We start from the raw sequence: 22,997 nt of genomic DNA on the forward strand, positions 1-22,997 counted from the left end.
GGTGAGCGCGCAACCACCGGTGCCGGCCGGCACCGTCCCGCCCGGCGTCGACCCGGCGGGGCACTGGGCGGACGCGGGTCTGGTCAGCGGCGAGGCCGTCGCGCTGGACGTCCGGGCGGCACGGCTCGGCTCCCGGGTGTTGGCGTTGCTGATCGACATCGTCGGTCAGCTGTTCTGCGCGGCGTTGCTGGCCCTGACGCTGACCCCGCTGGTGCTGATCGTGCTCCCCGACCAGGTGGTGGACCGGGCGCTGACCGGCGCGTTGGAGACCCTCGGTCTGGTGCTGGTGGTGGTCGGCTACCCGGTGCTGTGGGAACGTCTCAACCACGGCCGGACGCCCGGCAAGCTCGCCGTGGGGCTGCGGGTGGTCAGCGCCGACGGCGGCCCGGTGCAGCTGCGTCAGTCGCTGACCCGGGCGCTGGTCGGGGCGGCCGTGGAGTGGCCGGGGCTGGTGCTGCCGCTGCTGAGCTGGGTGGCCGGGGCGACGGTGATGCTGACCGACCCGCGCGGCCGACGGCTGGGTGACCTGGTGGCCGGCACGATGGTCGTGCACACCCGCACCACACACCCCTGGCGGCCGGCCCCGGCGATCGTCGCGCCGCTGGTCGGCTGGGCCGCCACCCTGGACCTGACCCGGCTGGACGACGCGCTGGCCCTGGCGGTACGCCAGTACCTGACCCGGGGGCAGCAGATCGTCGAGCCGTACCGCAGCCGGCTGGCCCGGGAGTTGTGGCGCGAGGTGGCGGCAGTGACCGCGCCGACGCCGCCGCCCGGCGTACCGGAGCCGTTGCTGTTGGCGGCGGTGCTGGCCGAACGCAACAGGCGCGGGTCGCTGCGGCTGCGCCACCAGCGGGCGCTCACCGCCGCCCTCTGGCCCGACCCGACCCCGGCCACCCCCGCCGTCGTCGCCCCGGCCGCCGTCAACCCGCCGGCCCCGGCCGGGCCGCTGCTCCGGTCGGCGTCGCCGGACCACCCGGCCTGACCGGCACGCCGTTCAGCTGAACAGGGCGCGGCCCCACCAGTCGGCGGCGTCGCGGACCCCGGGCGGGCAGGCGAACAGCCCGCTGGAGACGTGCCGCAGGTACTCGTTCATCGCGTCGTTGCGGGCGAGCCGGGTCTGGATCGGCACGAACTGCCGGCGCGGGTCCCGCTGGTAGGCCATGAAGAACAGTCCGGCGTCGAGCCGGCCCAACCCGTCCGACCCGTCCACGTAGTTGTAGCCCCGGCGCAGCAGCCGGGCGCCGTCGTTCTGCGTGGGGTGGGCGAGGCGCACGTGCGAGTCCACGGCGATCACCGGCTGACCGTCGTCGCCCTTCGCGGCGAAGTCCGGCTCGTCGAACTCGTCGCGGCGGCCCAGCGGCGCGCCACTGCCCTTGGTCCGCCCGACGATCTGCTCCTGCTCGGCCAGCGAACTGCGGTCCCAGGTCTCGATCTGCATCCGGATCTTGCGGGTGACCAGGTAGGACCCGCCGACCATCCAGTCCGCGCCGTCGTCGGGCTGGGCCCAGAGCTGCTCGCGCAGCAGACCGGCGTCCTCGGCCTTGAGGTTGGCCGTGCCGTCCTTGAAGCCGAAGAGGTTACGCGGGGTCGCCTGGTCCCGCGACGTCGACGAGGTACGCCCGAAGCCGAGCTGCGACCATCGGACGCTGACCACACCCATCCCGATCCGGGCCAGGTTGCGGATGGCATGCACCGCCACCTGCGGGTCGTTGGCGCACGCCTGCACGCACAGGTCGCCGCCGGAGATCTCCGGGCGCAGCGCGTCCCCGGCGAAGTGCGGCAGGTCGGCCAGCGCGGCGGGGCGGCGGCCGGCGATGCCGAACCGGTCCCGGCCCTGCGCGTCGCGGAACAGCGTCGCGCCGAAGCCGACGGTCAGGGTGAGCTGCGACGGGGGCAGGCCCAGCGCCTCGCCGGTGTCGTCCGGCGGGGCCTCCGGCATACCGCCGACCGCACCGATGACCCCGGCGTCCTTTCCGCCGGTCATCCGGGCGGCGGCGGCCGTCCACTCCTGGAGCATCGCGACCAGCCGGTCCCGGTCCCTGGTGATCACGTCGAAGGCGACGAAGTGCAGCCGGTCCTGGGCCGGGGTGGTGATCCCGGCCTGGTGTTCGCCGTGGAACGGCACCGCACCGGCGGCCCCGTCGTACGCGGCGGCCCGGTCACCGTCGCGGGCCAGCGCGCCCGCTCCGGCAGCCACCCCGGCCACCCCGGCGGCACCGACCCCGACGAGGGTGATCGCCCGCCGGCGGGACAGCCGGCGGCGTCCCCGGCCGGCGGTGCTGCTCTGCTCGCTCATCGACTCTCCTGGGAGGGACCGGCCGGACGACGGCCGTGCTGACCCGTCGTCACCGGGCGACGGCGGCGGCGACCTTGCTGACCGGCTCGGCGAGGGCGTTGATGCTGTCCGACAGCTCCTTGAGCTCGGTCTTGCTCAGCTGGGTGTGCAGCTTCCAGCCGTCGCCGTCGCGGTGCTTGCCGAGCGCCGCCTCCACGTTGGCGAACTCCTTGTCGAGCTGGGCGACCAGCTCGGGGGCGCGCTGCTCCAGCGCGGGCCGCAGCGCGGCGACGGCGGCCTTGGAGCCCTCCAGGTTGGCGTTGAAGTCCCAGAGGTCGGTGTGCGAGTACCGCTCCTCCTCGCCGGTGATCTTGCCGCTGGCCACCTCGTCGAGCAGGGCCTTGGCCCCGTTGGCGAGCTGGAGCGGGGTGAGCTTCTCGGCGTTGGCCCGGGTCACGATCTCCTTGACGTCGGCCAGCAGCCGGTCGGCGATCGGACCGTCCTTACTGATGTCGCCGGTGGTCCAGAGGTCCTTCTCGATCCGGTGGAAGCCGGTGAACTCCATGCCCTCCTCGATGACCTCCTCCCGCCCGTCGATCTTCGGGTCGAGGTCGCCGAAGCTCTCCGCGACCGGCTCGATCCGCTCCCAGTAGGTGCGGGCCACCGGGTACAGGGCCTTGGCCTTCGCCACGTCGCCGGCCTTGACGGCGGTGACGAACTCCTCGGTCCTGGTCAGCAGGGCGGCGGTCTGACTGGTCACGTACCGCTGGTAGCTGGCGGTGGCCTCGGTCAGCGCGGCGTCCGGGGCGACGGTCGCGGCGGTGCCGCTCACCTTCAGCGCGCCCCGGATGCCCCGGCCGCTCATGCCGGGCTTGCAGGCCGTCTCGTACGTCCCGGCCGGCAGCTCCACCCGCAGTTCCCGGCTCAGCCCCGGGGCGATGTTCTCCACCTCGCCCATCACCCGGTCACCGGCGGCGTAGACGTAGAACTCGTTGACCTTGCTGCCGGAGTTCGTCACCGTGAAGGTGGCCTGGCCGGCGTCCAACTCGGTGACGTCGACCTCGCACACGCTGTCGGTGGCCTTCACCTTGACCGTGTTGCCGGTGCCGGCGTCGGGCTGGTCGTCCTTGCCACCGCAGGCGGTGACACCGGTGACGGCGAGTGCGCCGACGGCGGCGAGCACCAGGAAACGGGTGGTACGCATCGTTGCTTGTCTCCTTGCAGAGGGCGGTGGATCAGACGCGCCGCGACCCGGCCGGCTGCGCGGTGGCGGGGCCGTCCTGCGCGGCGGCGGCGTCGCCGTCGGCGGTGGCGGTGGCGGTGGGACCGTCGGTGGCGGTGGTCGTGTGGCCGTCGGCGGCGGTGGGTGCCGGGGTGGGCTTCGCCGGGGTGGCCGGCCGGCGCAGGAACAGCACCAGCACCGGTACCGCGTACGCGACCCAGGCGACCGTCTCCAGCACGCTCGGCGCGGCGGTGACGTTGAACATCCCGGCGAGCAGGGCGGCGTACCAGGTGTTGGGGTCGAGCACGCCGGTGATGTCGAAGGCCAGGTCGTTGAGGCCGGGCAGCACCCCGGCCTCCTGGAAGTCGTGCACGCCGTACTTGAGGATGCCGGCGGCGACCAGGATCAGCAGCGCGCCCGTCCAGGTGAAGAACGTGGACAGGTTGATCCGCACGGCGCTGCGGTAGAGCAGGAAGCCGATCCCGACGGCGGTGGCGATGCCGCCGATCAGGGCCAGCAGCGGGCCGGAGCCGGTGCCGCCGGTCGCGCTCTGCGCCGCCGAGTAGAAGATCAGCGCGGTCTCCAGGCCCTCCCGGACCACCGCGAGGAAGGCCATCCCGGCCACCGCGAGCGAACCGACCGCGAGCGCCTCGCTCAGCTTGCCGCGCAGCTCACCGGCGATGGTCCGGGCGGCCCGACGCATCCAGAAGATCATCCAGGTCACGAAGACCACGGCGGCGACGGAGGTGACGGCCTCGAACAGCTCCCGGTCCTCGGAACGGGCCAGCAGCGAGGTCGAGGTGTACTCGATCAGCCAGCCGAACAGGACCGAGAGCGCCACGGCGAGCCCGACGCCGACCCACACCTGCGGCAGCCGGTCCCGGCGCTGCGACTTGACCAGGAAGGCGACCAGGATGCTGACGACCAGCGTGGCCTCCAGGCCCTCCCGCAGGCCGATCAGGTACGTGGCGAACATCGGTGCTCCGTGTCGTGGTAAGGCTTGCCTCAGGCAACTTAGGGCAGCCATACCTTCCTCCTGATCGGGGCGTCCGTCAAGTCGTTCTTGACAGCTTCACCCTGGTCGGAAGGGTCGGCCTGACCCGTCGCCCAGGGGGTGCCGACCCACCGCCCGACGTGGCAGGATGCGGCATACCCCCAGGACAGGACGCCCCGTGGACGACGCGCCCCGCAGCCCCACCCTCCGCCCCGCGGACACCCCCGCACCAGGGACTTCCGGCCCGTGTGCGCTACGCCACCGTCGGCCGGGTGGGCACCGGTGAGGGGCTTCGGCCCGTGGCTGGCCGTCCTCGCGCTGGTGATCGTCCTCAACGCCCTGCGGCTACGTCCGCTGGCCGTGGCCGTCTCGCTGGCCTGGCTCGCCTGGTGCGTGTGGACCTGGGTCCGCCCGACCCGCCGCGGCCCCGGCCCGTCCTGACCCGGCCGCCCCACCCTCGTCCCGCCGGCTCCGAGCCCGACCAGCAGACGGGGGAGGGGGCCGGCCACGTGGTGGCCGACCCCCTCCTGCGTCCGGGTGCTCAGTAGCGGTAGTGCTCCGGCTTGAACGGGCCCTCCGGCGAGACGCCGAGGTAGGCGGCCTGCTCCTTGGTCAGCTCGGTCAGCCGGGCGCCGAGCGCGTCCAGGTGCAGCCGGGCCACCTTCTCGTCCAGGTGCTTGGGCAGTACGTAGACGCCGACCGGGTACTCGTCGGTCTTGGTGTACAGCTCGATCTGGGCGATCGTCTGGTTGGCGAACGAGTTCGACATCACGAAGCTCGGGTGGCCGGTGGCGTTGCCCAGGTTCAGCAGGCGGCCCTCGGAGAGCACGATGATCGCGTGGCCGTCGTCGAAGCGCCACACGTCGACCTGCGGCTTGATGTTCTCCCGGGTGACGTCCGAGCGCTTCGCCAGCCCGGCCATGTCGATCTCGTTGTCGAAGTGGCCGATGTTGCCGACGATAGCCTGGTGCTTCATCCGGGCCATGTGCTCGTTGGTGATGACGTCGAAGCAGCCGGTCGCGGTGATGAAGATGTCGGCCTGCTCGACCACGTCCTCCAGGGTGGCGACCTGGTAGCCGTCCATCGCCGCCTGGAGCGCGCAGATCGGGTCGACCTCGGTCACCACGACCCGGGCGCCCTGGCCGCGCAGCGACTCGGCGCAGCCCTTGCCCACGTCGCCGTAGCCGAGCACGACGGCCATCTTGCCGCCGATCAGCACGTCGGTGGCCCGGTTGATGCCGTCGATCAGCGAGTGGCGGCAGCCGTACTTGTTGTCGAACTTGCTCTTGGTCACCGAGTCGTTGACGTTGATGGCCGGGAAGAGCAGGGTGCCGGCCCGGTGCATCTCGTAGAGCCGGTGCACGCCGGTGGTGGTCTCCTCGGTGACGCCCTTGATGCCGGCGGCGATCCGGGTCCAGCGCTGGTTGTCCTCGGCGAGGCTGCGGTGCAGCACCTGGAGGATGACCGCGTACTCCTCGGAGTCGGCGGACTCGACCGGCGGGACCGCCCCGGCCTTCTCGAACTCGACGCCCTTGTGCACCAGCAGGGTGGCGTCACCGCCGTCGTCGAGGATCATGTTCGGGCCCTGCCCGTCCGGCCAGGCGAGCACCTGCTCGGTGCACCACCAGTACTCTTCCAGGCTCTCGCCCTTCCAGGCGTAGACCGGGACGCCGCTCGGGGCCTCGGGGGTGCCGTCGGGGCCGACCACGATCGCCGCGGCGGCGTGGTCCTGGGTGGAGAAGATGTTGCAGGACGCCCAGCGGACCTGCGCGCCGAGGGCGACCAGCGTCTCGATCAGGACGGCGGTCTGGATGGTCATGTGCAGCGAACCGGTGATCCGGGCGCCGGCGAGGGGCTGGGCGTCGGCGAATTCGCGGCGGATCGCCATCAAGCCGGGCATCTCGTGCTCGGCGAGGCGGATCTCCTTGCGCCCGAACTCGGCGAGCGACAGATCCGCCACCTTGTAGTCGCCCTCGGCGAGGGTGGCCGGCCGGGCGTCGCTGGATGACGCCGGGAGGGTGCTGGTCATGAAGGCTCCTGTCGAACGATGGCTGCGCGACCATCCACCTTACGCCCGCCTCCTCGCGGCGCACGGTGGGCCGCCTCGGGACAGCGCACGGGGCGGTCGGCATGGGACGAAACCTCGTCCACCTGCCGGCCGCCCCGTGCATCCCCCCGGTTTGGTTACCCCCGCGCGCCGCCGGACCTTCGTCGCGACAACGCTGCGTACTCATGAGATTACCCTGAGATACGGACCCGTCAAGCAATTCGGGAAAGTCGGACTTGCGGCGTGGCGCAGGTCGCTGCGGTGCCGTCAGCCGCCGCACGTGGCGACGAACGCCGAGCCCGTACCCGAGAGGACCAGCGCCGCGCCCGCTGCCGTGCCCACCGCGGCCTGCCCCGGGCCGAGCATCACCGCGCCCGCCCCGTCGTCCACCCCGACCTTGCCCTGGTGGCAGAACACCACCCGGGGGCCGGGCAGCGGCAGCCGGATCTCCGGCCCGGACGCCTCCACCGTCACCCGGTGCAGCGCGAAGTCGTCCACCGGCACCGGCCAGCAGACCACCCCGGGCGTCACCGGCCGGGCGACCAGCACCGGATCGTCGAGCACGTCGAACCGCAGCACCCGCAGCAACTCGTCGACGTCCACGTGCTTCGGGGTCAGCCCGCCGCGCAGCACGTTGTCACTGGCCGCCATGATCTCCACGCCGGTGCCGCTCAGGTAGGCGTGCAGGTTGCCGGCCGGCATCCAGATCGCCTCCCCCGGCGTCAGCCGCACATGGTGCAGCAGCAGCGCCACCAGCACCCCCGGATCGGCCGGGTAGCGGGCCGCCAGGTCCCGGGCCAGCTCCGTGTCCGGCCCGGTGGCGTCCGCCGTGCGCACCGCCTCGACCAGCCCGGCACGGTCGGCGTCCGGCCAGCTCAGCAACGCGCGTACGGCCTCCCGCAGCCCCGCCGGCCCGGCCCGCAGCGCGGCCACCACCGGCGACAGCTCCGGTACGCCGAACCCGGCCAACGCCGTCGCCGACACCTGCGGGTCCCGGAACCCGCAGAGCGCGTCGAACGGCGTCAACGCGACAAGCAACTCCGGCTTGTGGTACGGGTCGACGTAGTTGCGCGGCCCCCGTGCCCGCCCCGCCACCCCGTCGACCCACCCGTCACCAGCCTGGCCTACCCCGGCCTGCCCGTCACCTGGCTGCCCGACGTCAGCCTGCTCGGCGGCGTAGCCGGCACGGGCCTGCTCGGCGTCGGGGTGGGCCTGGAGGCTCAACGGGGCGTCCGCGGCGAGCACCTTCAACAGGAACGGCAGCCGGGTGCCGAACCGGCCGACCACCTCCTCGCCGAGCCAGTGGTCCGGCTCGGCGACCAGCAGGTCGGTCAGGCTCACCCGCGTGCCGTCCCGGTCGACCGTGGCCGGGCCGCCCGGGTGGGCGCCCAGCCACAGCTCCGCCTCCGGGCCGTCGGTCGGCGCCGGTCGCCCCTGCAACTCGGCGAGCGCCGAGCGGGACCCCCAGGCGTAGTCGCGGATCGACCCGTGCAGCAGTTCCACGGTCAGCCTCCGGCCCGCCCGGCCACCTCACTCGACCCACCCGCCGGTACCGCGGCGGTCGGCGCGGCCGTACCGGTGCCCGCCCGCTCGGCGGCGACGCTGTAGATGTCCGGCTCCAGGTAGATCACCCGGGCGATCGGCACGGACGCGCGGATGCGTGCCTCGACCGCGTTGATGCCCCGGGCCAGTTCCTCGGCGCTCTCCCAGGCCGGCACGCCGATCTTCGCAGCCACCATCAGCTCCTCCGGGCCGAGGTAGAGCGTCTTCATGTGGATGATCCGCTCGACCTCGGGACCATCGGTGACGGCCCGCTCGATCGCCGCCAGGTCGGCCGGGTCGGCACCCTCACCGAGCAGCAGGCTCTTCGTCTCGATCGCCAGCACGATCGCGATGATCACCAGCAGGATGCCGATCATCGCGGTGCCCGCGGCGTCCCACATGCCGTTGCCGGTGATCAGGGTCATCCCCACACCGAACAGCGCGAGCACCAGACCGACCAGCGCGCCGAAGTCCTCCAGCAGCACCACCGGAAGCTCCGGCGCCTTGGCCCGACGGATGAAGTTCACCCAGGACTGGCTGCCCCGGGTGTGGTTCGACTCCTTGATCGCCGTACGGAAGGAGAAGCCCTCCATCACGATCGCGGCCAGCAGCACCGTCACCGGCACCCACTGCCACGAGGTGATCGGGTGCGGGTCGGCCGCCTTGTGCCATGCCTCGTACAGCGCGAACAGGCCACCGAGGCTGAACAGCACGATCGACACGATGAACGCGTAGATGTAGCGCTCCCGGCCGTACCCGAAGGGGTGCTCCGGGGTGGCCGCCCGCTTGGCCCGCTTGCCACCGAGCAGCAGCAGCGCCTGGTTGCCCGAGTCGGCCACCGAGTGGATCGACTCCGCCAGCATCGACGACGAACTGGTCAGCAGGAACGCGATGAACTTGGTGATGGCGATACCGATGTTCGCCAGCAGGGCGGCGATGATCGCCTTGGTACCGCCGTTCGCGCTCACTGGTTCGACAGCTCCTTCATCTCTGTGACGGCCGGAACGGCCATCGGGTCCAGCCCATGGGCCAGGGCAAGGTAGACCGACGCGAAGTCGGGCACCGCGACGAGGGAGGCGAGCCGTTCCAGCGCGGAGCCGCCCTCGGCGGTGACCACGTCGCAGCGCACCCCGCGCCGATCGGCGAGGGTCTGCACGGCGTCGGCGCGCCGCTCCTCGACGGCCAGCGGCTCGTCGGTGTCGTCGTCGGCGTTGAGGCCACCGTCACGCAGCAGCACCAGCCGCAGCCGGGTCGGATCGGGCTCGGCCTCGTCGGGGTCGGCGAAGATGTCCCGCGTCGACTCCACCAGACCGCCGAAGACGCCGTCGAGCAGGCCGACCCGGCCCCGCCCGGCCTCACCCAGCGCCCCGGCGACCACCGGGTAGCGGGCGTTGGCCGACAGCGTGTCACCGAAGCGGCGGGCCGCCACGGTGGCCAGTGGGGACGAACCCCAGACGATCGGGATCGACCCGGCCAGCCCGAGGGCCAGCGACTTCGCCGGGTTGACGAAGGACTCGGCGGTCGGCCGGCACCGGTCGGCGTCGGCGTCCAGCCGGGCCGCCGTCTCGGCCAGATCCGCCTCGTTGACCTTCACCAGGCCGAGCGTACGGGCGGCGAGCAGAACCGGCACGGTGAGCGCCCAGAGGCTGGCCCGGGCCGGGGCCCGACGGGGCACCGGGATGAACGGCGCACGGGCCCGTTCCGCCACCGACTGCAACTGCGAGTCGGGCGCGCCCACCGCGACCAGCCGGGCACCCCGGCGGTGCGCGGCCTCGGCGGCGCCCAACGCCTCCGGGCTACGGCCGGACGCGCTGACCGCGATCACCACGTCGGCCGCGCCGACCCAGCCGGGCACCCCGGCGCTGCGGTGCGGGATCACCGGCACCGGGCAGCGCGGCCCGGCGACCGTGGCCAGCACGTCCCCGGTACGCCCGGCGGTGCCGATGCCGGCGATGACGACCGCACGCGGGCGGCCCTCGTCCTCCAGTAGCGCCAGGTTGGCCTCGGCGGTCAGCGCGGCGGCCTCCCGCACCTGGGCACCTGCCGAGGCGGTGAAGCGCAGCATGCCGCCCGGATCGTGGGCGGCGACCGCGTCCGGGTCGTCCAGGATCGATTCGTCGGCCACCTGCCGACCGCTGACGCCGGCCGTTCCGTCCATCACCGCTGCGCCTCCGGCCCGCCACGAGCCTCGTCCAGCAGCAGCACCGGCACGTCGTCGCGCACCTCGAAGATGCGACCGCACTGCGTGCAGGTGAGGGTCTGGGCCTGAGCGTCGTAGTCCAGCGGTGCGTGGTGTGTGTCCGGGCAGGCGAGGATTTCGAGCAACTGCGGGTCCAGGGCCACGGCGCGGCTCCTTCCACGTGTGTGGTCTGTGCCGGTAGGCGGTGCCGACCGGCGGAGGGGATCTTAGCGGCGAACCCGTTCCAGCACCTCGTCGCGCAGCGAGGTCATCCGCTCCTCGGTCGGGCCCTCGACGTTGAGCCGCAGCAGCGGTTCGGTGTTGGACGCGCGCAGGTTGAACCACGCGCCGTCGGGGAACCGCAGGGTGAGCCCGTCCAGCTCGTCGGCCTCCGCCTGCGGGTACGCCGCCCGCACCGCCGCGACCCGGGCGGCCTGGTCGGTGACCGTGGAGTTGATCTCGCCGGAGGCGACGTACCGCTCGTAGCCGCTGGCCAGCAGGGACAGCGGCTGGGACTGCTCGCCGAGGGCGGCCAGGGTGTGCATGGCGGCGAGCATGCCGGTGTCGGCGAACCAGAAGTCCCGGAAGTAGTAGTGCGCCGAGTGCTCCCCACCGAAGATCGCGTTGGTCCGGGCCATCTCGGCCTTGATGAAGGAGTGCCCCACCCGGGCCACCACCGGCACGCCCCCGTGCTCGCGGATGATCTCCGGTACGGCCCGGGAGGTGATCAGGTTGTGGATCACCGTGGACCCCGGGTGCTTGGCCAGCTCGCGGGCGGCGACCAGGGCGGTGATCGCCGACGGGGAGACCGGCTCACCCCGCTCGTCGATCACGAAGCACCGGTCGGCGTCGCCGTCGAAGGCCAGGCCGAGGTCGGCGGAGTGGGTCACCACGGCCCGCTGGAGGTCGACCAGGTTCCTCGGATCGAGCGGGTTGGCCTCGTGGTTGGGGAAGGTGCCGTCCAGCTCGAAGTAGAGCGGCACGATCTCCAGCGGCAGGGCCGGCAACGCCGCGTCGCCGAGCACGCTCGGCACCGTGTAGCCGCCCATTCCGTTGCCGGCGTCCACCACCACCTTGAGCGGACGGATGCTCGACAGGTCGACCAGCTTGCGCAGGTGGGCGGCGTAGTCGGGGAGCAGGTCACGCCGGTCGACGGGCGCCGCCGGCACCGCGGTGGGCCGGGTGCCGGCGTCCAGCAGCGCCTGGGCGCGGGCCCGGATGTCGGCCAGGCCGCTGTCCTGGCCGATCGGGCGGGCCCCGGAGCGGCACATCTTGATGCCGTTGTACTGCGCCGGGTTGTGACTGGCGGTGAACATCGCGCCGGGCAGGCCGAGCGCCCCGGAGGCGTAGTAGAGCATGTCGGTGGAGGCGAGCCCCAGCTCGATCACGGCCCGCCCCTCGGCCCGCACGCCGTCGGCGAAGGCGGCGGCCAGCCCCGGGCCGGTGGCCCGCATGTCGTGCGCGATCAGCACCGCCCCGTCCGGTTCGCCGGCATCGTCGAGCACCCGGGTGAACGCGGCACCGAGGGCTTCGGCGACCCGCTCGTCCCACTGGTCGGGCACCGTCCCACGGACGTCGTACGCCTTCACGATCTGGGACAGGTCAGACACCGGTTTCAGCTCCTCGACAGGGGTCGTCAACGACCCTGAGCGTATCGGAGCGGTGGCGTCCGTCCCCTCCTAGCCGGGGAGCTCGGGCATGATCGTCGTCGCTTCGCCGCCCTTGGCGGCCGGTGACGCCGGCCGGCCCGGTGCGGGCGGGGCGGCGGCCGGCGGCGCGGGTGGGGCGGCCGGCGGCGTCGGTGCGGGCTCCGGGACGGGTGGCAGGGAGACCGAGCCGCCCTGGGCGGGTGGGGCTGCCGGCGGGGTCGGCGCGGGGGGCGCGGAGACCGGGCCGCCCTGGGCGGGTGGGGCGGTCGCCGGGCGGCTGCCGTACACCCCGCCTGCCGGGCGCGGGGTGGGCGTCACCGTCGGGTAGGCGGCCGGGGCCCCGTACAGGCCACCCGGGCGGGCCGGGGCGGACGGCTGCGGCTGCCCGTACACCTGGCCGGAGGGGGCCGGGGCCGGAGCCGCCACCGCGCCGCCGGAGCGGTAGGTGGTCGGGCCGGGGTTGCGGGGTTGCGGCAGCACCGGAAGGTCGACCGCGTCGGTGGCCCGGCCCGGGTCGACTGCGGCCCGGTCGGCGCGGGACCGGAAGATCAGCAGGGCGATGAGCCCGGCACCCAGGATCACCAGGGCGATGCCGGCAAACATGGTCATGGATCCTCCGGAGGTCTCTGCGGCGGCGGTGCCGGCCGGGCCGGCCGCCGGGGCGGCGAGCGCGGCCCCGGTGGCCGCCGCCGTCGGGGCGGGCGTGGTCGCCTCGGGGGTGGTGGGCGTGGGGGTGGGGGTGGGCTTCCTGGTCGGGGTGGGGCTCGGCGTCGGGGAGCCGGCGGCCCGTCCGCCGACCCGGGACGTGTCGGCACCCCGGCCGATCAGCCGACCGACCGCGGTCGTCGCCTCACCGACCACGTCCAGCCGGCCTGCCGGCGCCCCGGCGAGGAACGCCACCCGGTAGCGGACGGTGCTGCTCTTTCCCTTGCACAACGGTGGACCCGCCGACGAGGTACGGGAGACCTGGAGCACGCCGCCGCCACCGGTGACGGGCACAGTGGACCATCGCCCCCCGACACTCACCTCTACCCGAACCTGGTCCGCGCCAACCCCGGCCAGGCTCAGCCCCAGCGCGGTCCGCAGCAGCACACACCCGTCGGTGCGTTTGCGCACCTCGATCGTGACCCCGCCCGGGGACCCACCGGCGGAGAAGCCACCCGAGGCCCGCACCCGTACCCGGTCCTCGTCCGCATGGGCGGGGAGCGCGCCGAGGGTCACCAGCCCGGCGAGCAGCGCACCGACGGTCACCACCCGCGTCACCTGCCGACGCACGGACATCGCCCACCTCACCCTCCGCCCCGGCGGGGGCCGCCGGCCAGGTTACTACCAGCGAGACAGGGCACCCGGTGACAGATCGCCCCGCCTGTGGGCCGCGTTACCCCTCGACCCGACCGCCCGGGTCCGCCCGGCCCACGCCCCTCAGCCGGCGACGCGGGCCGGACCGGTGGCGGCGGCGAGGGCCTCGCGGCAGAGCCGGTCGGCGGTACGGGTGGTCTCCGGCAGCCGGAACCGCGGGGTCAACGCGAGCACCTGCGCGACGGCGTTGTCCAGGTCCATCCGGTGCCCGACGCTGACGAACACCGGCCTCACCCCGTCCCGGGTCCGCAGCACCCGGCCGACCACCTCACCGGCGTCGATCAGCTCGGCGGCGTCCCCCCGGCGCGGACCCGGCCCGGTCCACCCGCCGACCAGCGGGGTCTTGCCCACCCCGATCGCCGGGAGCCCGGTCACCACGCCCAGGTGGCAGGCCAACCCGAAGCGACGCGGATGGGCCAACCCGTGCCCGTCGCAGACCAGCAGTTCGGGGCGGGTGGTCAGCCGGTCCAGGGCGGCCAGCAGGGCGGGCAGCTCCCGGAAGGCGAACAGCCCCGGCACGTACCCGAACGCGGGCCGGCCCACGCTGACCGCGTGGTCCACCACCGCCAGGGTCGCGGTGTCGAGCACGGTCACCGCCGCGGCGAGCAGGTCGCCGTCCGGCGCGTACGCCACGTCGAGGCCGGCCACCGTCGCGGGCCGGCGCGGACCCGGCCCGACCAGGTCCACCCGGGGTCGCAACCGGTCCTGTACGGCCACCGCCTCGGCGACCGTCAACCCGGGCGAACCGGCGTCCCCGTGCTCCGGCCCTCCCCCGGTCTCAGCCGGGCCCACCGTCGCGTCCACCCTCCTCCTCCTTGTCGAAGGCACCGAAGGCGATGGCGAAGGCGATACCGATGGAGATCCCGAACGCCACACCGACGGCGTCCCGGAACATGATCAGCCCGATGACGATGCCGATGGCCATGCCCGACACCCAGGCGCTCGTCTGACGCTTCTTGGCAGCAGGGTCCGTCATCGCCCCACCCTAATCGGGCACCACCGGTCACACGCTCCACCAGTCACCGACACCGGCGCCCATCAGGCACCGACATGCGGATCAGCGGCGGGATCTCCGGCGGAATGCAGCGCCTCCTCGAACATGACGAAGGTCTTCCGTCTGATACCACGCACCATCGCCTGTTCCCCAGGGGTGGGGTTGCGCCGCTCACGCCGAGCTGAATCGAGAATCGCCGCCGCAGTCTCGTAGAGGGCGAACACGGGACCGTCGCCGGACAGGTAATTCGACCGGTATCTCTCCACATCCTGCACGAACTCCTCAGCCGACCGCTTCGCAACCTCACCTGAAGCGGCGAAGAGCAGTTCGCCGAGGAGGTCATCCTCCCGACTCCAGCCGCCCGTCTCCATCACGACGCGCCACACCTGCGGCACCCCGCCCTCCGCAGCGACGACCTTCACAGGAGAGTCGTAATAGGAGTAGTAGGCGGGCAGATCGATGCCCACACCCGCGCCCGCCATCACGTCTCCCCGATTGTCGACACCAACGCGTGCCAGAACAGCCGTTGCTGCTCACGCAGGATGCCGGTCACGAGGGCCCACTCCACCCCGGTCATCGTCCTGCTGTCCTGCCGAGCAAGGCTGTCCAGGTCGCGACGAACCTCATACAGGGCATGCTCCCAGACCGCAACCTCATCAAGGGCAGCCAGGTGCAGCCGGAACTCGGCGAGATGACCGTTCGACATTTCCAGAATGAGCTGCACGTCCCGGTAGCCGCTCTCCTGAGGGACGACGAACCTGTCGTCGCAACGCACTATCCGAATTCCAGGGCGGTCACACAGGCGATCGAGTGCCCGATAGAGATCACCCAGGGACCGGAACTCGACCTTCGCACCGGCAAGGTCCCGAAGGAGGGAAACGTCACCCCGGTACTTTCTGACCTTGTCCTCGGCCCGTTGGCGGTCTTTGGGATGTCGCCTCCAACCCGCCGAGCCGACGACTGTAGCGCCCTCATGCGCCAAGTCGACGGCGAGCCCGTTCAACTCCTCCTGCGCCACAACGGCGGCGGCATACAGCGAGTCGAGGTATGCGGAGCGGTAGTCAGGGTCCGCCATCCGTCGACGGTCGAACCCTGGTTGCCGCACATTCTCACCAGGCGTAGCAGCACGTTCACTGACCCGCAGCTGCTCCGCAGAGAGCGGTGTCGGCAGCGGCACCGGCGGCTGCTGGTTGGCGGTCCTCTCCGCACCCTGTGCTGCCATCTCGTCGAGCACCGATCCGAGGGCGTCGATCGCCTCCGGATGCGATGCCAGGTGGTGCAGCGTCAACGGACGGGCGGTCAGCGAGTTGGCCAGTTCGGGCGTGGCCAGGATCATGCGGGCAAGGTCCGGCCGACGCGCCAACTGCTGCAAGAGGGTGCCGGCGAGCGCCCGCTGCTGCCCGCTGGAAGGGTCACGCCAGGTCTCGTCCAGCATCCGGACGACCCGCGGATCGCCGAGCAAACTCGCCACGTCCGCCGCGTCCGCTGCGTTCAACTGCGGGACGAGCCGTCGAAGCATCGGGGCGTCGGCGTGCGCGCAGATTTCGGCAGGCGACAGACCGGCATCGAGGAGCCCGCCGAGATCGGCGCCACCGGACAACAGTGCCGAAATCCCGATGGGGCGTTCAGGCGTTGGCCGCTCGGTGGGTCGCTGCGGTTCATCGTCCTGGCGGGAGCCGGCGGGTCCCGGTGACCGACCGAAGTCTTCCGACCCCTGTCGCGGCTGGTCGGCAGATCCCGACCCGTCGAGGAGGTGGACGCGGTTGAGATAGGGGTCGCCGTAGCCCTGCTCGTCGTCCGGCACCGCCGGGTGGTCGGGCAGGTCGGGACGGACGCTGAACCGTCCCCGCGCCAGCCCGCCCAACGGCATCGGTCGACCGTCCCCGCCGAGGATCAGCGCGTCGATGCCGACGACGTTGTCAGGTCGCCGTCGGCCCGCGTGCCCGTAGAGCGGGCGGTCGTGCACCGTGCCCGCCTGTGGGTCGAGATAGAGCACCGTGCCGTTCTGGTTGAGTGCCACCCAGGCGTGCGAACCGCCGTTCTCCCACTCGGTGATCAGGAAGGCGTAGCTGCCGTGGCCGCCGAGGACGAGTTGGTCACGCAGGTTGCGGTAGCCGCGCTCGACCGACGTACGCAGGGCTGCCGGGCCCGGCCGGACGCCCTCGTCGACAGCGAACAGCTTCTGGAACCGCCCGCCGGTGACCTCCTCCACCCGGCCGGGTCCGCCGGTCTCACCGTTGACCGGACGCCGGACGTCACCCTGCAGGTAGCCGTCGAACGTACGGGGTGCGGCCACCCTGGGCCGGCCGTGCAACCACGTCTCGTAGAGGGACAGGGTGCAGTCCAGGCAGTTGATGCCCCGGGTCGGATCGGCCTGCGGCCCCCCGTCGTTGGTCAGCGCGAACCAGCCGCCCTGCCGGGGATCGGCGGTACGCACGACGCCGCCGTCCGGAGTGCGGGGCATCTGCCGTTCGAGGTCGGTCTGGTGCAGCGCGAGGGGAGGGCGTAGCCCGCCGAACTCCCCGTACCGGCGGGAACGGTCGATGGGCGGCGGGTCGTCGTCGCCGGTCAGCGCCGACCTGCCCCCCGTCTCGACCCCACCACCGGCCAACTCGGCCACATCGTCGTTGATGCGGCGGAAGTCGTCTGGATCATCGACAGTGACATCTGCGGGAGAAATTCGGCCGTCGATGATCGCCGAGGCCCGATCCAGTTCCCGATGGCGGTCGGCCTGTGCACGGTATGCGATCTGCTGATACCAGTTGGCCAGGTGGGAGCGGCCTTCGCGGTGGGCCTGGGCGGCACGACGGGCAGCACGATCTGCCCTCGCCTCGTGCTCACGGGCGACCTGTCGTCGGAGGTCGGCATCGTCCGTGCGTCGCCGGTCCTCGAACCAGTGCCGCTGTGCTTCGAAGTAGCCCTGGTAGCGACGCCGCTCCAGCGCCTCCCGCTCGGCCGCCCACCTGGCCGCGTACCACCGTGGGGTCCGGGGGCGGGGTGGTTCGTCGTCCGCCGATGGTCCCGGGTCGTCGGGTCGCCCGGTGGTCGGGGAGGCCACGGGTCCGGGTGCGAGCGCCGCCAGGAGCGGAAACCGCCCGACCCGCTGCCGCCCGACGTCACCGTCGGCGGTGCCCGGTCGCCCCGGGACGGTCGACGGGCCGTGCGGCCCGGTGACCGCCGCACTGCTGGTCGGTGCGACCGTCGTCGGTGCCGGTCCCACCGGCGAACCAGCCGTCGATGCGGGTGGGACGCCGGTCGGCGGGGCGGGTGGAGCACCGGCGGTCGGCGTCGTACCCGCTACGGACGCCGGTGCCGTAGCGGGTCCTGTCGGTGGTCCGCCCGCCGTCGGCACGCTCCCGGCCGGGTTGACCTGGCCGGGGTCGGCAGCGTGGGGCACCGCCGTACTGACCGCCTCAACGGGTCGACCTGCCGTGGCGGGGGAGGCAGCCTGGTCCACCACGATCGACGACAGGGTGGGGCTGTCGGACGCCGGGCCGGCGGTGACCGACGGTGTCGCGGCGTCGACCGCGTGCGGGGCGACGGGTTCGGGTCGGGCCGCAGGTGCCGGCGGGATCGGCCCGGCCGGCTGATCGACGTGGCCTGTGGCGGCGGCCCGGTCCACGCCGGCCGACACCTGCGGATCAGGGGACGGCAGCGGCTCCGTTACCGCACCACCGGTCACCACGACCGGGTCGGCCGGCATCGGTGCGGGGGTGTCAGCGGGCGACCGCACGAGGACGTCGGCGGACGGCGTCACCTGGTCACCGGCCGGCGGCGGGACGGGAAGAGCATCGGGCGGCGGGGAGGAGGAGCCGGCGAGCGCGGTCAGCCGCGCGTCGAGCCGGGCGCGCAGCGCGGCATCCGCCTGCCCGGTCGCCGAACCGGCGACCCCGGACACGGCGGCCCGGCTGGCGTCCTCCAGCGACGGCATCCCCTGGCCGGTGGCCAGACCGGCCGCGCCCTCCGCCAGCACCTCGCCGGTCATCTCGCGGCCGACGTGTTCACCGGCCCGGGCTGCCCGCCCGGTGGCGTGCCGTCCCAGGCCCGCCAGCGGCGCGACCGCCCCGCCGGCCAGTCCGCCGAGCGCCGACGCACCGAGATCGGCGAGGTCCAGGCCGTGCCGCCTGCCGGTGGAGTTCTGGTACGCCTGCGTCGCCAGGCTGACCCCGGCCTCCTGCCCGGCCTCGAACAGTCCCCCCTTGACCGCCCGCCTGCCGAGCCCGCGCATCCCCTCCCTGGCGACTTCCTTCGCGGCCCGCTCGCCGGCCTCCTTGAGGCCCTGCCGGAGCGCCTTCTTGGCCAACTGGGCCAGTAACCGGCGGAAGATCTGTTGGATCACCAGCCGGCTGGCGGTGACCGCCGCGCCTGCTGCGGGTGAGGCGGCCCCGGCGGTGAGCGCGGCGGCGACGGCGAGTGCGAGCAGTTCCGCGACCAGGATGCCGAGTTCGATCCACACTTCGAGCTTGGCGGCCTCGATGTCGCTGCCGCACTCCTCGACCAGACGCCCCAGGTCGGTGCTGACTGCCAGCAGCACCGGCAACGGAGCCTCGTCACCCTCGGCCAGCCGCCGCCACGCCGCCTCGAACGCCTCCGGCACGGCCCCGGTGCCGCCGTAGCCGGCACGTACCTCGGTGGCGGCGGCGATCGCGTCGGCCCGGGGGCCGGTCAGGGCACCCGCCACCGCGTACCACTGGTCGGCGAGGTCCCAGACGGCGCGTTCGTTTCCCTCCGGCCACTCGACCCCGACCACCCAGTCGAGCGCCTCGTAGGCCCACCCCGGCAACTCCCAGGGGCTGTAGTCGAGCGGATGCGGGATCGGACTCGGCAGCACACTCAAGGCTTCCCCCGCAGGTCAGCGCTGATGGCCGCGCGGGTCGGCCACCCCGTCGAGCCGGCGTCCGCTCGCCGTGTCCGTCCGGACATTGGCGTCGACCGAGGTGACCACGTCGGCACCGAGCCGTTCGAGGGACCGGCCGAGCCCGGCCCAGGCGCGCAGCAGGGTCTCCTCATAGGAGCGGTAACTCCTGTCGAAGGCCGCGCCGATGTCGTCCCGACCCCACGGACGGCTGGCGCTGGCCCCGGCGATCTGCCCACCGAGCGCGGCCCGGCGTGCCGACACCGACGTACCGGCCAGGTGCAGGTCTGCCCCGGCCCGTCGGGCCCGGTCGGGATCGAGCCAGAGGTGCCCCTCACCCATGCCGTTCCGCCTCCCGTCGGAGCACCGCGTCGGCGCGCCCGAGCAGTGCGCCGAAATCGCCGGTACGCAGAAACTCCACCGATCCCGAACCGGCCGGCAGGTGCGCGGCGACCAGTTCCTGGGTGGCCGTGGTGGCGCGGGCGCAGGCCCGCTGCACGGTCGTGGTGATCTTCCGGCTCAACGCGTGGTGATCGCGGTCCCGGTAGACGGCGGCGTCCAACTCCACGGAGATCAGCTCGCCGCGCGCCCCCACCGTGGCGGTGACCTGGCCGTCGTCCGAGCGTTCCGTGACCCGCAACCTCGCCAGTTCGGCGCGCAGGTCGTCCACACCGGACCGTAACCGCTGGTACTGGCCGTACACCTCGTCGAACCGCGCCCGGAGCGCCTGGTTCGCGTCCCGGTCCACCCTTTCGGCCAACGTCGCCCTCCCCCGTCACCGTCAGTCAGCCGAACCATACCGGGCGCCACGATCCCGTGGGGTCCGGTAGTTTCGGGCCGTGATCGATCGCCAACTGGCCGAGCAGCTCGCCGACGTGTGGGCGCGGCGGGACTCGCAGCGCCTCGGCTACGAGTGCCGGCCCATGCTCGACGAGTTCGACCTGGGCTACGTGATCCGGTCGAGCGTCGACCGCGCCGTCGACACGCACCCCGGCGACCTGCCGACCACCGTCGTCGACAAGCAGACCGGCGAGGTCACCACCTGGCCCCGGGTGCCGGCGGCGGTGGTGCAGCAGATGTACCGGCGCAGCCGCCCCACCGGCACCCCGGCACCCCGCACGGTCGATCCGGCCGGCCTGCTGCTGCGCGAGATCCGGCGGCTGCCGACACCCGCCACCGTGGCCCACCTGACCGTCGAGGGTCGCACCTACGTCGGGCACGGCGTCAAGGGGGACGTGCCGCTGCGGCACCACCCCCTGGTCCGGGCCTACCTGGACGAACTGCCCCCGGGGCACCTGGTCCGTGGCGGCGACCGGCACGCCGAGCTGGTCGTCGTCTCCGACGTCCTGCACGAGTACGACCATCGACGCGCCGCCGCCGGCCTACCCCCGCTGAGCATGCGCGAGGCGGAGTCGCTGCTGACGGCGACCGGAATCGACGTGTTCCTGGTCCGCGAGCCGGGCGATCCGGACGCCGGCCCGGCGGAACGTCCCTGCGACTCCTGCCTGAACTTCCTGGTGCACTTCGCGGTCGTCGGCTGGTCCGAACTGGCATTCACCAGGCAGTGGCGACCCGACAGGCAAGCCGTGCCAGAGCCGGGACGATTCCTGCCGGAGGTCGCCGACGCGCTGGTCAGCGCCGGATGGCGTCCGGGGCTCGGTGACGACGGGCTCGCCGAGGAGGCGATCGCGGAGGCGAAGGAGATATCCCACCAGCACCCCGACCTCGCCTCTGCGCTGGACGCCCTCACCAGATTCCCGGGGCTGGTGTCCGGCCGGCGCGGGCCCGGTCGGGAGGTGTGGATCTCCCGGTTCTCTGTCGATCCGGTGCACGCCGCGTACACCGCCGACACCCTGGCGGACTTCGGTGCCGTGCTCGGCGTCCGGCTCTTCCCGATCGGCGCGGGGCATCCGGACGCGATCCTGGCCGTGGACGACCACGGCCGGGTCTTCGCGCTGGACCAGGCGGGCGAGTGGTTCCTCGGCGACGACATCGACGCCGCGCTGACCACCCTGCTGCTCGGCCTCGCCCCGCCCCGGGTCCGGGACGACGGCACCTGGTGACGAGGGGGGGTGCCGAAGCTACCGCGGCGTCCCGGTCAGCACCAGCACACCGGCTCGGTGTAGTCATCCATCGCCGACCGCACGCCCTCCCGGCCGACGCCGCTGCCCTCGACACCCCCGTACGGCACCTGGTCGGCCCGGTACGACGGCACGTCTCGGCTGCCCGCCGGCAGCGTAGACGACAGGCAGTCGCACGGAAACAGTCGCCCAAGCCCTTGTCTGCCGCGAATTCAGTAGCCAAAATGGCAGTCGAACTGCGATTACGTCCGCTGACTCCACTCCCGGCCACCCCTGGAGAGACCTCACCATGAGCGACCAGCAGCAGCTCCGCAACTTCGTCGACGGCGCGTACGTCGACCCGGTGGACGGCGGTCACGCCGACCTGATCGACCCCTGCACCGGTGACGTCTTCGCCCGGGCCCCCGTCTCCGGTCCGGCCGACGTGGACGCCGCGATGCGGGCCGCCGCGACCGCCTTCGAGACCTGGCGGGACACCACCCCGGCCGAGCGGCAGCGGGCGCTGTTGAAGCTCGCCGACGCGGTGGAGTCCCGGGCGGCCGAACTGGTCGACGCGGAGGTGCGCAACACCGGCAAGCCGCGCCAGCTCACCGCCGAGGAGGAGCTACCGCCGGCGGTGGACCAGTTCCGGTTCTTCGCCGGGGCGGCCCGGCTGCTGGAGGGCCGCTCGGCCGGGGAGTACCTCGCGGGGCACACCTCGTACGTGCGGCGCGAGCCGATCGGCGTCTGCGCGCAGGTCACCCCGTGGAACTACCCGCTGATGATGGCGGTGTGGAAGATCGCCCCGGCGTTGGCGGCGGGCAACACGGTGGTGTTGAAGCCGTCGGACACCACGCCGGTGTCGACGCTGCTGCTGGCCGAGATCGCCGCCGAGTTCCTCCCGCCGGGGGTGTTCAACGTGGTCTGCGGCGACCGGGACACCGGCCGTACCCTGGTGGCGCACCCGACCCCGCAGCTGGTGTCGATCACCGGCTCGACCCGGGCGGGCATGGAGGTCGCGTCCGCCGCCGCGCCGGATCTCAAGCGGACCCATCTGGAGTTGGGCGGCAAGGCCCCGGTGGTGGTCTTCGACGACGCGGACGTGGCGGCGGCGGCCGAGGCGATCGCGACGGGCGGCTACTTCAACGCCGGCCAGGACTGCACCGCGGCGACCCGGGTGCTGGCCGGTCCCGGCGTGCACGACGACTTCGTGGCAGCGCTGGCCGAGCAGGCCCGCAACACGCGCACCGGGGCCCCGGACGACGCCGACGTGCTCTACGGCCCGCTGAACAACGCCAACCAGCTCGCCCGGGTCAGCGGCTTCGTCGACCGGCTGCCCGACCACGCCGAGCTGCACACCGGTGGTACGCGGGTGGGCGGGCGCGGCTACTTCTACTCCCCCACCGTGGTCTCCGGGGTACGCCAGGCCGACGAGATCATCCAGCAGGAGGTGTTCGGCCCGGTCATCACCGTGCAGCGGTTCACCGACGAGGACGAGGCGGTTCGCTGGGCCAACGGCGTCGACTACGGCCTGTCCGCCTCGGTCTGGACCCGCGACCACGGCCGGGCGATGCGGATGACCCGCCGGCTCGACTTCGGCTGCGTCTGGGTGAACACCCACATCCCGTTCGTCTCGGAGATGCCGCACGGCGGTTTCAAGCACTCCGGCCACGGCAAGGACCTGTCGGTCTACAGCCTGGAGGACTACACCCGGATCAAGCACGTCATGCACCACATCGAGGGCTGATCCCGTGAGCGCGAGGAGTGAGCCGGGTTTGCGAGCCCCGCAGTCGCGAACAGAAGACAGCACCGTGAGCGCGA

Annotated in this window: 20 protein-coding genes; 4 read left to right on the plus strand and 16 right to left on the minus strand. The window is 73.0% G+C overall.

Features of this window, described 5'->3' with window-relative positions:
* Position 1: 1 nt before the first annotated feature.
* Positions 2 to 982, plus strand: coding sequence for an RDD family protein (locus ACN260_RS24535; RefSeq protein WP_422753245.1), 981 nt, complete (start codon positions 2 to 4; stop codon positions 980 to 982).
* Positions 983 to 994: 12 nt separating this feature from the next.
* Here ACN260_RS24535 and efeB read toward each other — a convergent pair whose 3' ends face one another.
* From efeB to efeU, 3 genes are read right to left on the minus strand one after another with little or no spacing between them, the layout of a single operon-like run.
* On the minus strand, positions 995 to 2,296 hold the full coding sequence (efeB, locus tag ACN260_RS24540) for an iron uptake transporter deferrochelatase/peroxidase subunit (RefSeq protein WP_422753246.1): 1,302 nt from the start codon (positions 2,294 to 2,296) through the stop codon (positions 995 to 997).
* A gap of 49 nt (positions 2,297 to 2,345) precedes the next feature.
* A complete protein-coding gene (efeO, locus tag ACN260_RS24545; RefSeq protein ID WP_422753247.1) occupies positions 2,346 to 3,479 on the minus strand; it encodes an iron uptake system protein EfeO in 1,134 nt (377 codons plus the stop codon).
* Positions 3,480 to 3,510: 31 nt separating this feature from the next.
* Entirely contained in the window at positions 3,511 to 4,473 is a 963-nt protein-coding gene (efeU, locus tag ACN260_RS24550; protein ID WP_422753248.1) for an iron uptake transporter permease EfeU, read from the minus strand.
* Between the two features lie 300 nt (positions 4,474 to 4,773).
* On the opposite strand from efeU, the gene ACN260_RS24555 reads away from it, so the two are divergent.
* Positions 4,774 to 4,932, plus strand: a complete 159-nt coding sequence (locus tag ACN260_RS24555; protein WP_204928231.1) for a hypothetical protein — start codon at positions 4,774 to 4,776, stop codon at positions 4,930 to 4,932.
* A 100-nt stretch (positions 4,933 to 5,032) separates the two neighbouring features.
* Here the strand turns inward: ACN260_RS24555 and ahcY are convergent, their stop codons facing one another.
* From ahcY to ACN260_RS24620, 13 genes are all read right to left on the minus strand, one after another.
* On the minus strand, positions 5,033 to 6,520 hold the full coding sequence (gene ahcY, locus ACN260_RS24560; protein ID WP_422753249.1) for an adenosylhomocysteinase: 1,488 nt from the start codon (positions 6,518 to 6,520) through the stop codon (positions 5,033 to 5,035).
* Positions 6,521 to 6,805: 285 nt separating this feature from the next.
* Positions 6,806 to 8,041: a mannose-6-phosphate isomerase, class I gene (gene manA / locus ACN260_RS24565; RefSeq protein ID WP_422753250.1), complete on the minus strand. Its 1,236-nt coding sequence runs from the start codon at positions 8,039 to 8,041 to the stop codon at positions 6,806 to 6,808.
* 2 nt (positions 8,042 to 8,043) lie between these two features.
* Positions 8,044 to 9,048, minus strand: a complete 1,005-nt coding sequence (locus ACN260_RS24570) for a cation diffusion facilitator family transporter (protein WP_422753251.1) — start codon at positions 9,046 to 9,048, stop codon at positions 8,044 to 8,046.
* Positions 9,045 to 10,241: an SIS domain-containing protein gene (locus ACN260_RS24575; RefSeq protein ID WP_422753252.1), complete on the minus strand. Its 1,197-nt coding sequence runs from the start codon at positions 10,239 to 10,241 to the stop codon at positions 9,045 to 9,047. Before ACN260_RS24575 ends, ACN260_RS24570 begins: the two co-directional genes overlap by 4 nt.
* Complete coding sequence (locus tag ACN260_RS24580; RefSeq protein WP_088642951.1) at positions 10,238 to 10,423, minus strand: Trm112 family protein; 186 nt, start codon at positions 10,421 to 10,423, stop codon at positions 10,238 to 10,240. The genes ACN260_RS24575 and ACN260_RS24580 overlap by 4 nt, the downstream gene beginning before the upstream one ends.
* 63 nt (positions 10,424 to 10,486) lie before the next feature.
* Positions 10,487 to 11,869 (minus strand): phosphomannomutase/phosphoglucomutase, encoded by a 1,383-nt coding sequence (locus tag ACN260_RS24585; RefSeq protein WP_422753253.1) that lies wholly within the window; start codon positions 11,867 to 11,869, stop codon positions 10,487 to 10,489.
* A gap of 69 nt (positions 11,870 to 11,938) precedes the next feature.
* Entirely contained in the window at positions 11,939 to 13,189 is a 1,251-nt protein-coding gene (locus ACN260_RS24590; RefSeq protein WP_422753254.1) for a hypothetical protein, read from the minus strand.
* 141 nt (positions 13,190 to 13,330) lie between these two features.
* Entirely contained in the window at positions 13,331 to 14,002 is a 672-nt protein-coding gene (locus ACN260_RS24595) for an endonuclease V (RefSeq protein WP_422756815.1), read from the minus strand.
* Positions 14,003 to 14,045: 43 nt separating this feature from the next.
* Positions 14,046 to 14,243, minus strand: coding sequence for a hypothetical protein (locus ACN260_RS24600; protein ID WP_422753255.1), 198 nt, complete (start codon positions 14,241 to 14,243; stop codon positions 14,046 to 14,048).
* A 62-nt stretch (positions 14,244 to 14,305) separates the two neighbouring features.
* A complete protein-coding gene (locus ACN260_RS24605) occupies positions 14,306 to 14,743 on the minus strand; it encodes a hypothetical protein (RefSeq protein ID WP_422753256.1) in 438 nt (145 codons plus the stop codon).
* The gene (locus tag ACN260_RS24610) at positions 14,743 to 19,092 is read right to left on the minus strand and encodes a toxin glutamine deamidase domain-containing protein (RefSeq protein ID WP_422753257.1); all 4,350 of its coding nucleotides are present in this window, start codon (positions 19,090 to 19,092) and stop codon (positions 14,743 to 14,745) included. The genes ACN260_RS24605 and ACN260_RS24610 overlap by 1 nt, the downstream gene beginning before the upstream one ends.
* A gap of 21 nt (positions 19,093 to 19,113) precedes the next feature.
* A complete protein-coding gene (locus ACN260_RS24615) occupies positions 19,114 to 19,458 on the minus strand; it encodes a hypothetical protein (RefSeq protein ID WP_422753258.1) in 345 nt (114 codons plus the stop codon).
* Positions 19,451 to 19,876: a YbaB/EbfC family nucleoid-associated protein gene (locus ACN260_RS24620; RefSeq protein ID WP_422753259.1), complete on the minus strand. Its 426-nt coding sequence runs from the start codon at positions 19,874 to 19,876 to the stop codon at positions 19,451 to 19,453. Before ACN260_RS24620 ends, ACN260_RS24615 begins: the two co-directional genes overlap by 8 nt.
* Positions 19,877 to 19,955: 79 nt before the next feature.
* Here ACN260_RS24620 and ACN260_RS24625 point away from each other — a divergent pair, with 79 nt between their 5' ends.
* Both ACN260_RS24625 and ACN260_RS24630 read left to right on the plus strand, forming a co-directional pair.
* Positions 19,956 to 21,179 (plus strand): SUKH-3 domain-containing protein, encoded by a 1,224-nt coding sequence (locus tag ACN260_RS24625; protein ID WP_422753260.1) that lies wholly within the window; start codon positions 19,956 to 19,958, stop codon positions 21,177 to 21,179.
* Positions 21,180 to 21,486: 307 nt separating this feature from the next.
* Positions 21,487 to 22,923 (plus strand): gamma-aminobutyraldehyde dehydrogenase, encoded by a 1,437-nt coding sequence (locus ACN260_RS24630; RefSeq protein WP_422753261.1) that lies wholly within the window; start codon positions 21,487 to 21,489, stop codon positions 22,921 to 22,923.
* Positions 22,924 to 22,997 lie beyond the last annotated feature (74 nt).

Origin of the sequence: Micromonospora sp. WMMD708 (assembly GCF_049315245.1) — a bacterium.
GTDB classification, from domain to species: domain Bacteria; phylum Actinomycetota; class Actinomycetes; order Mycobacteriales; family Micromonosporaceae; genus Micromonospora; species Micromonospora wenchangensis.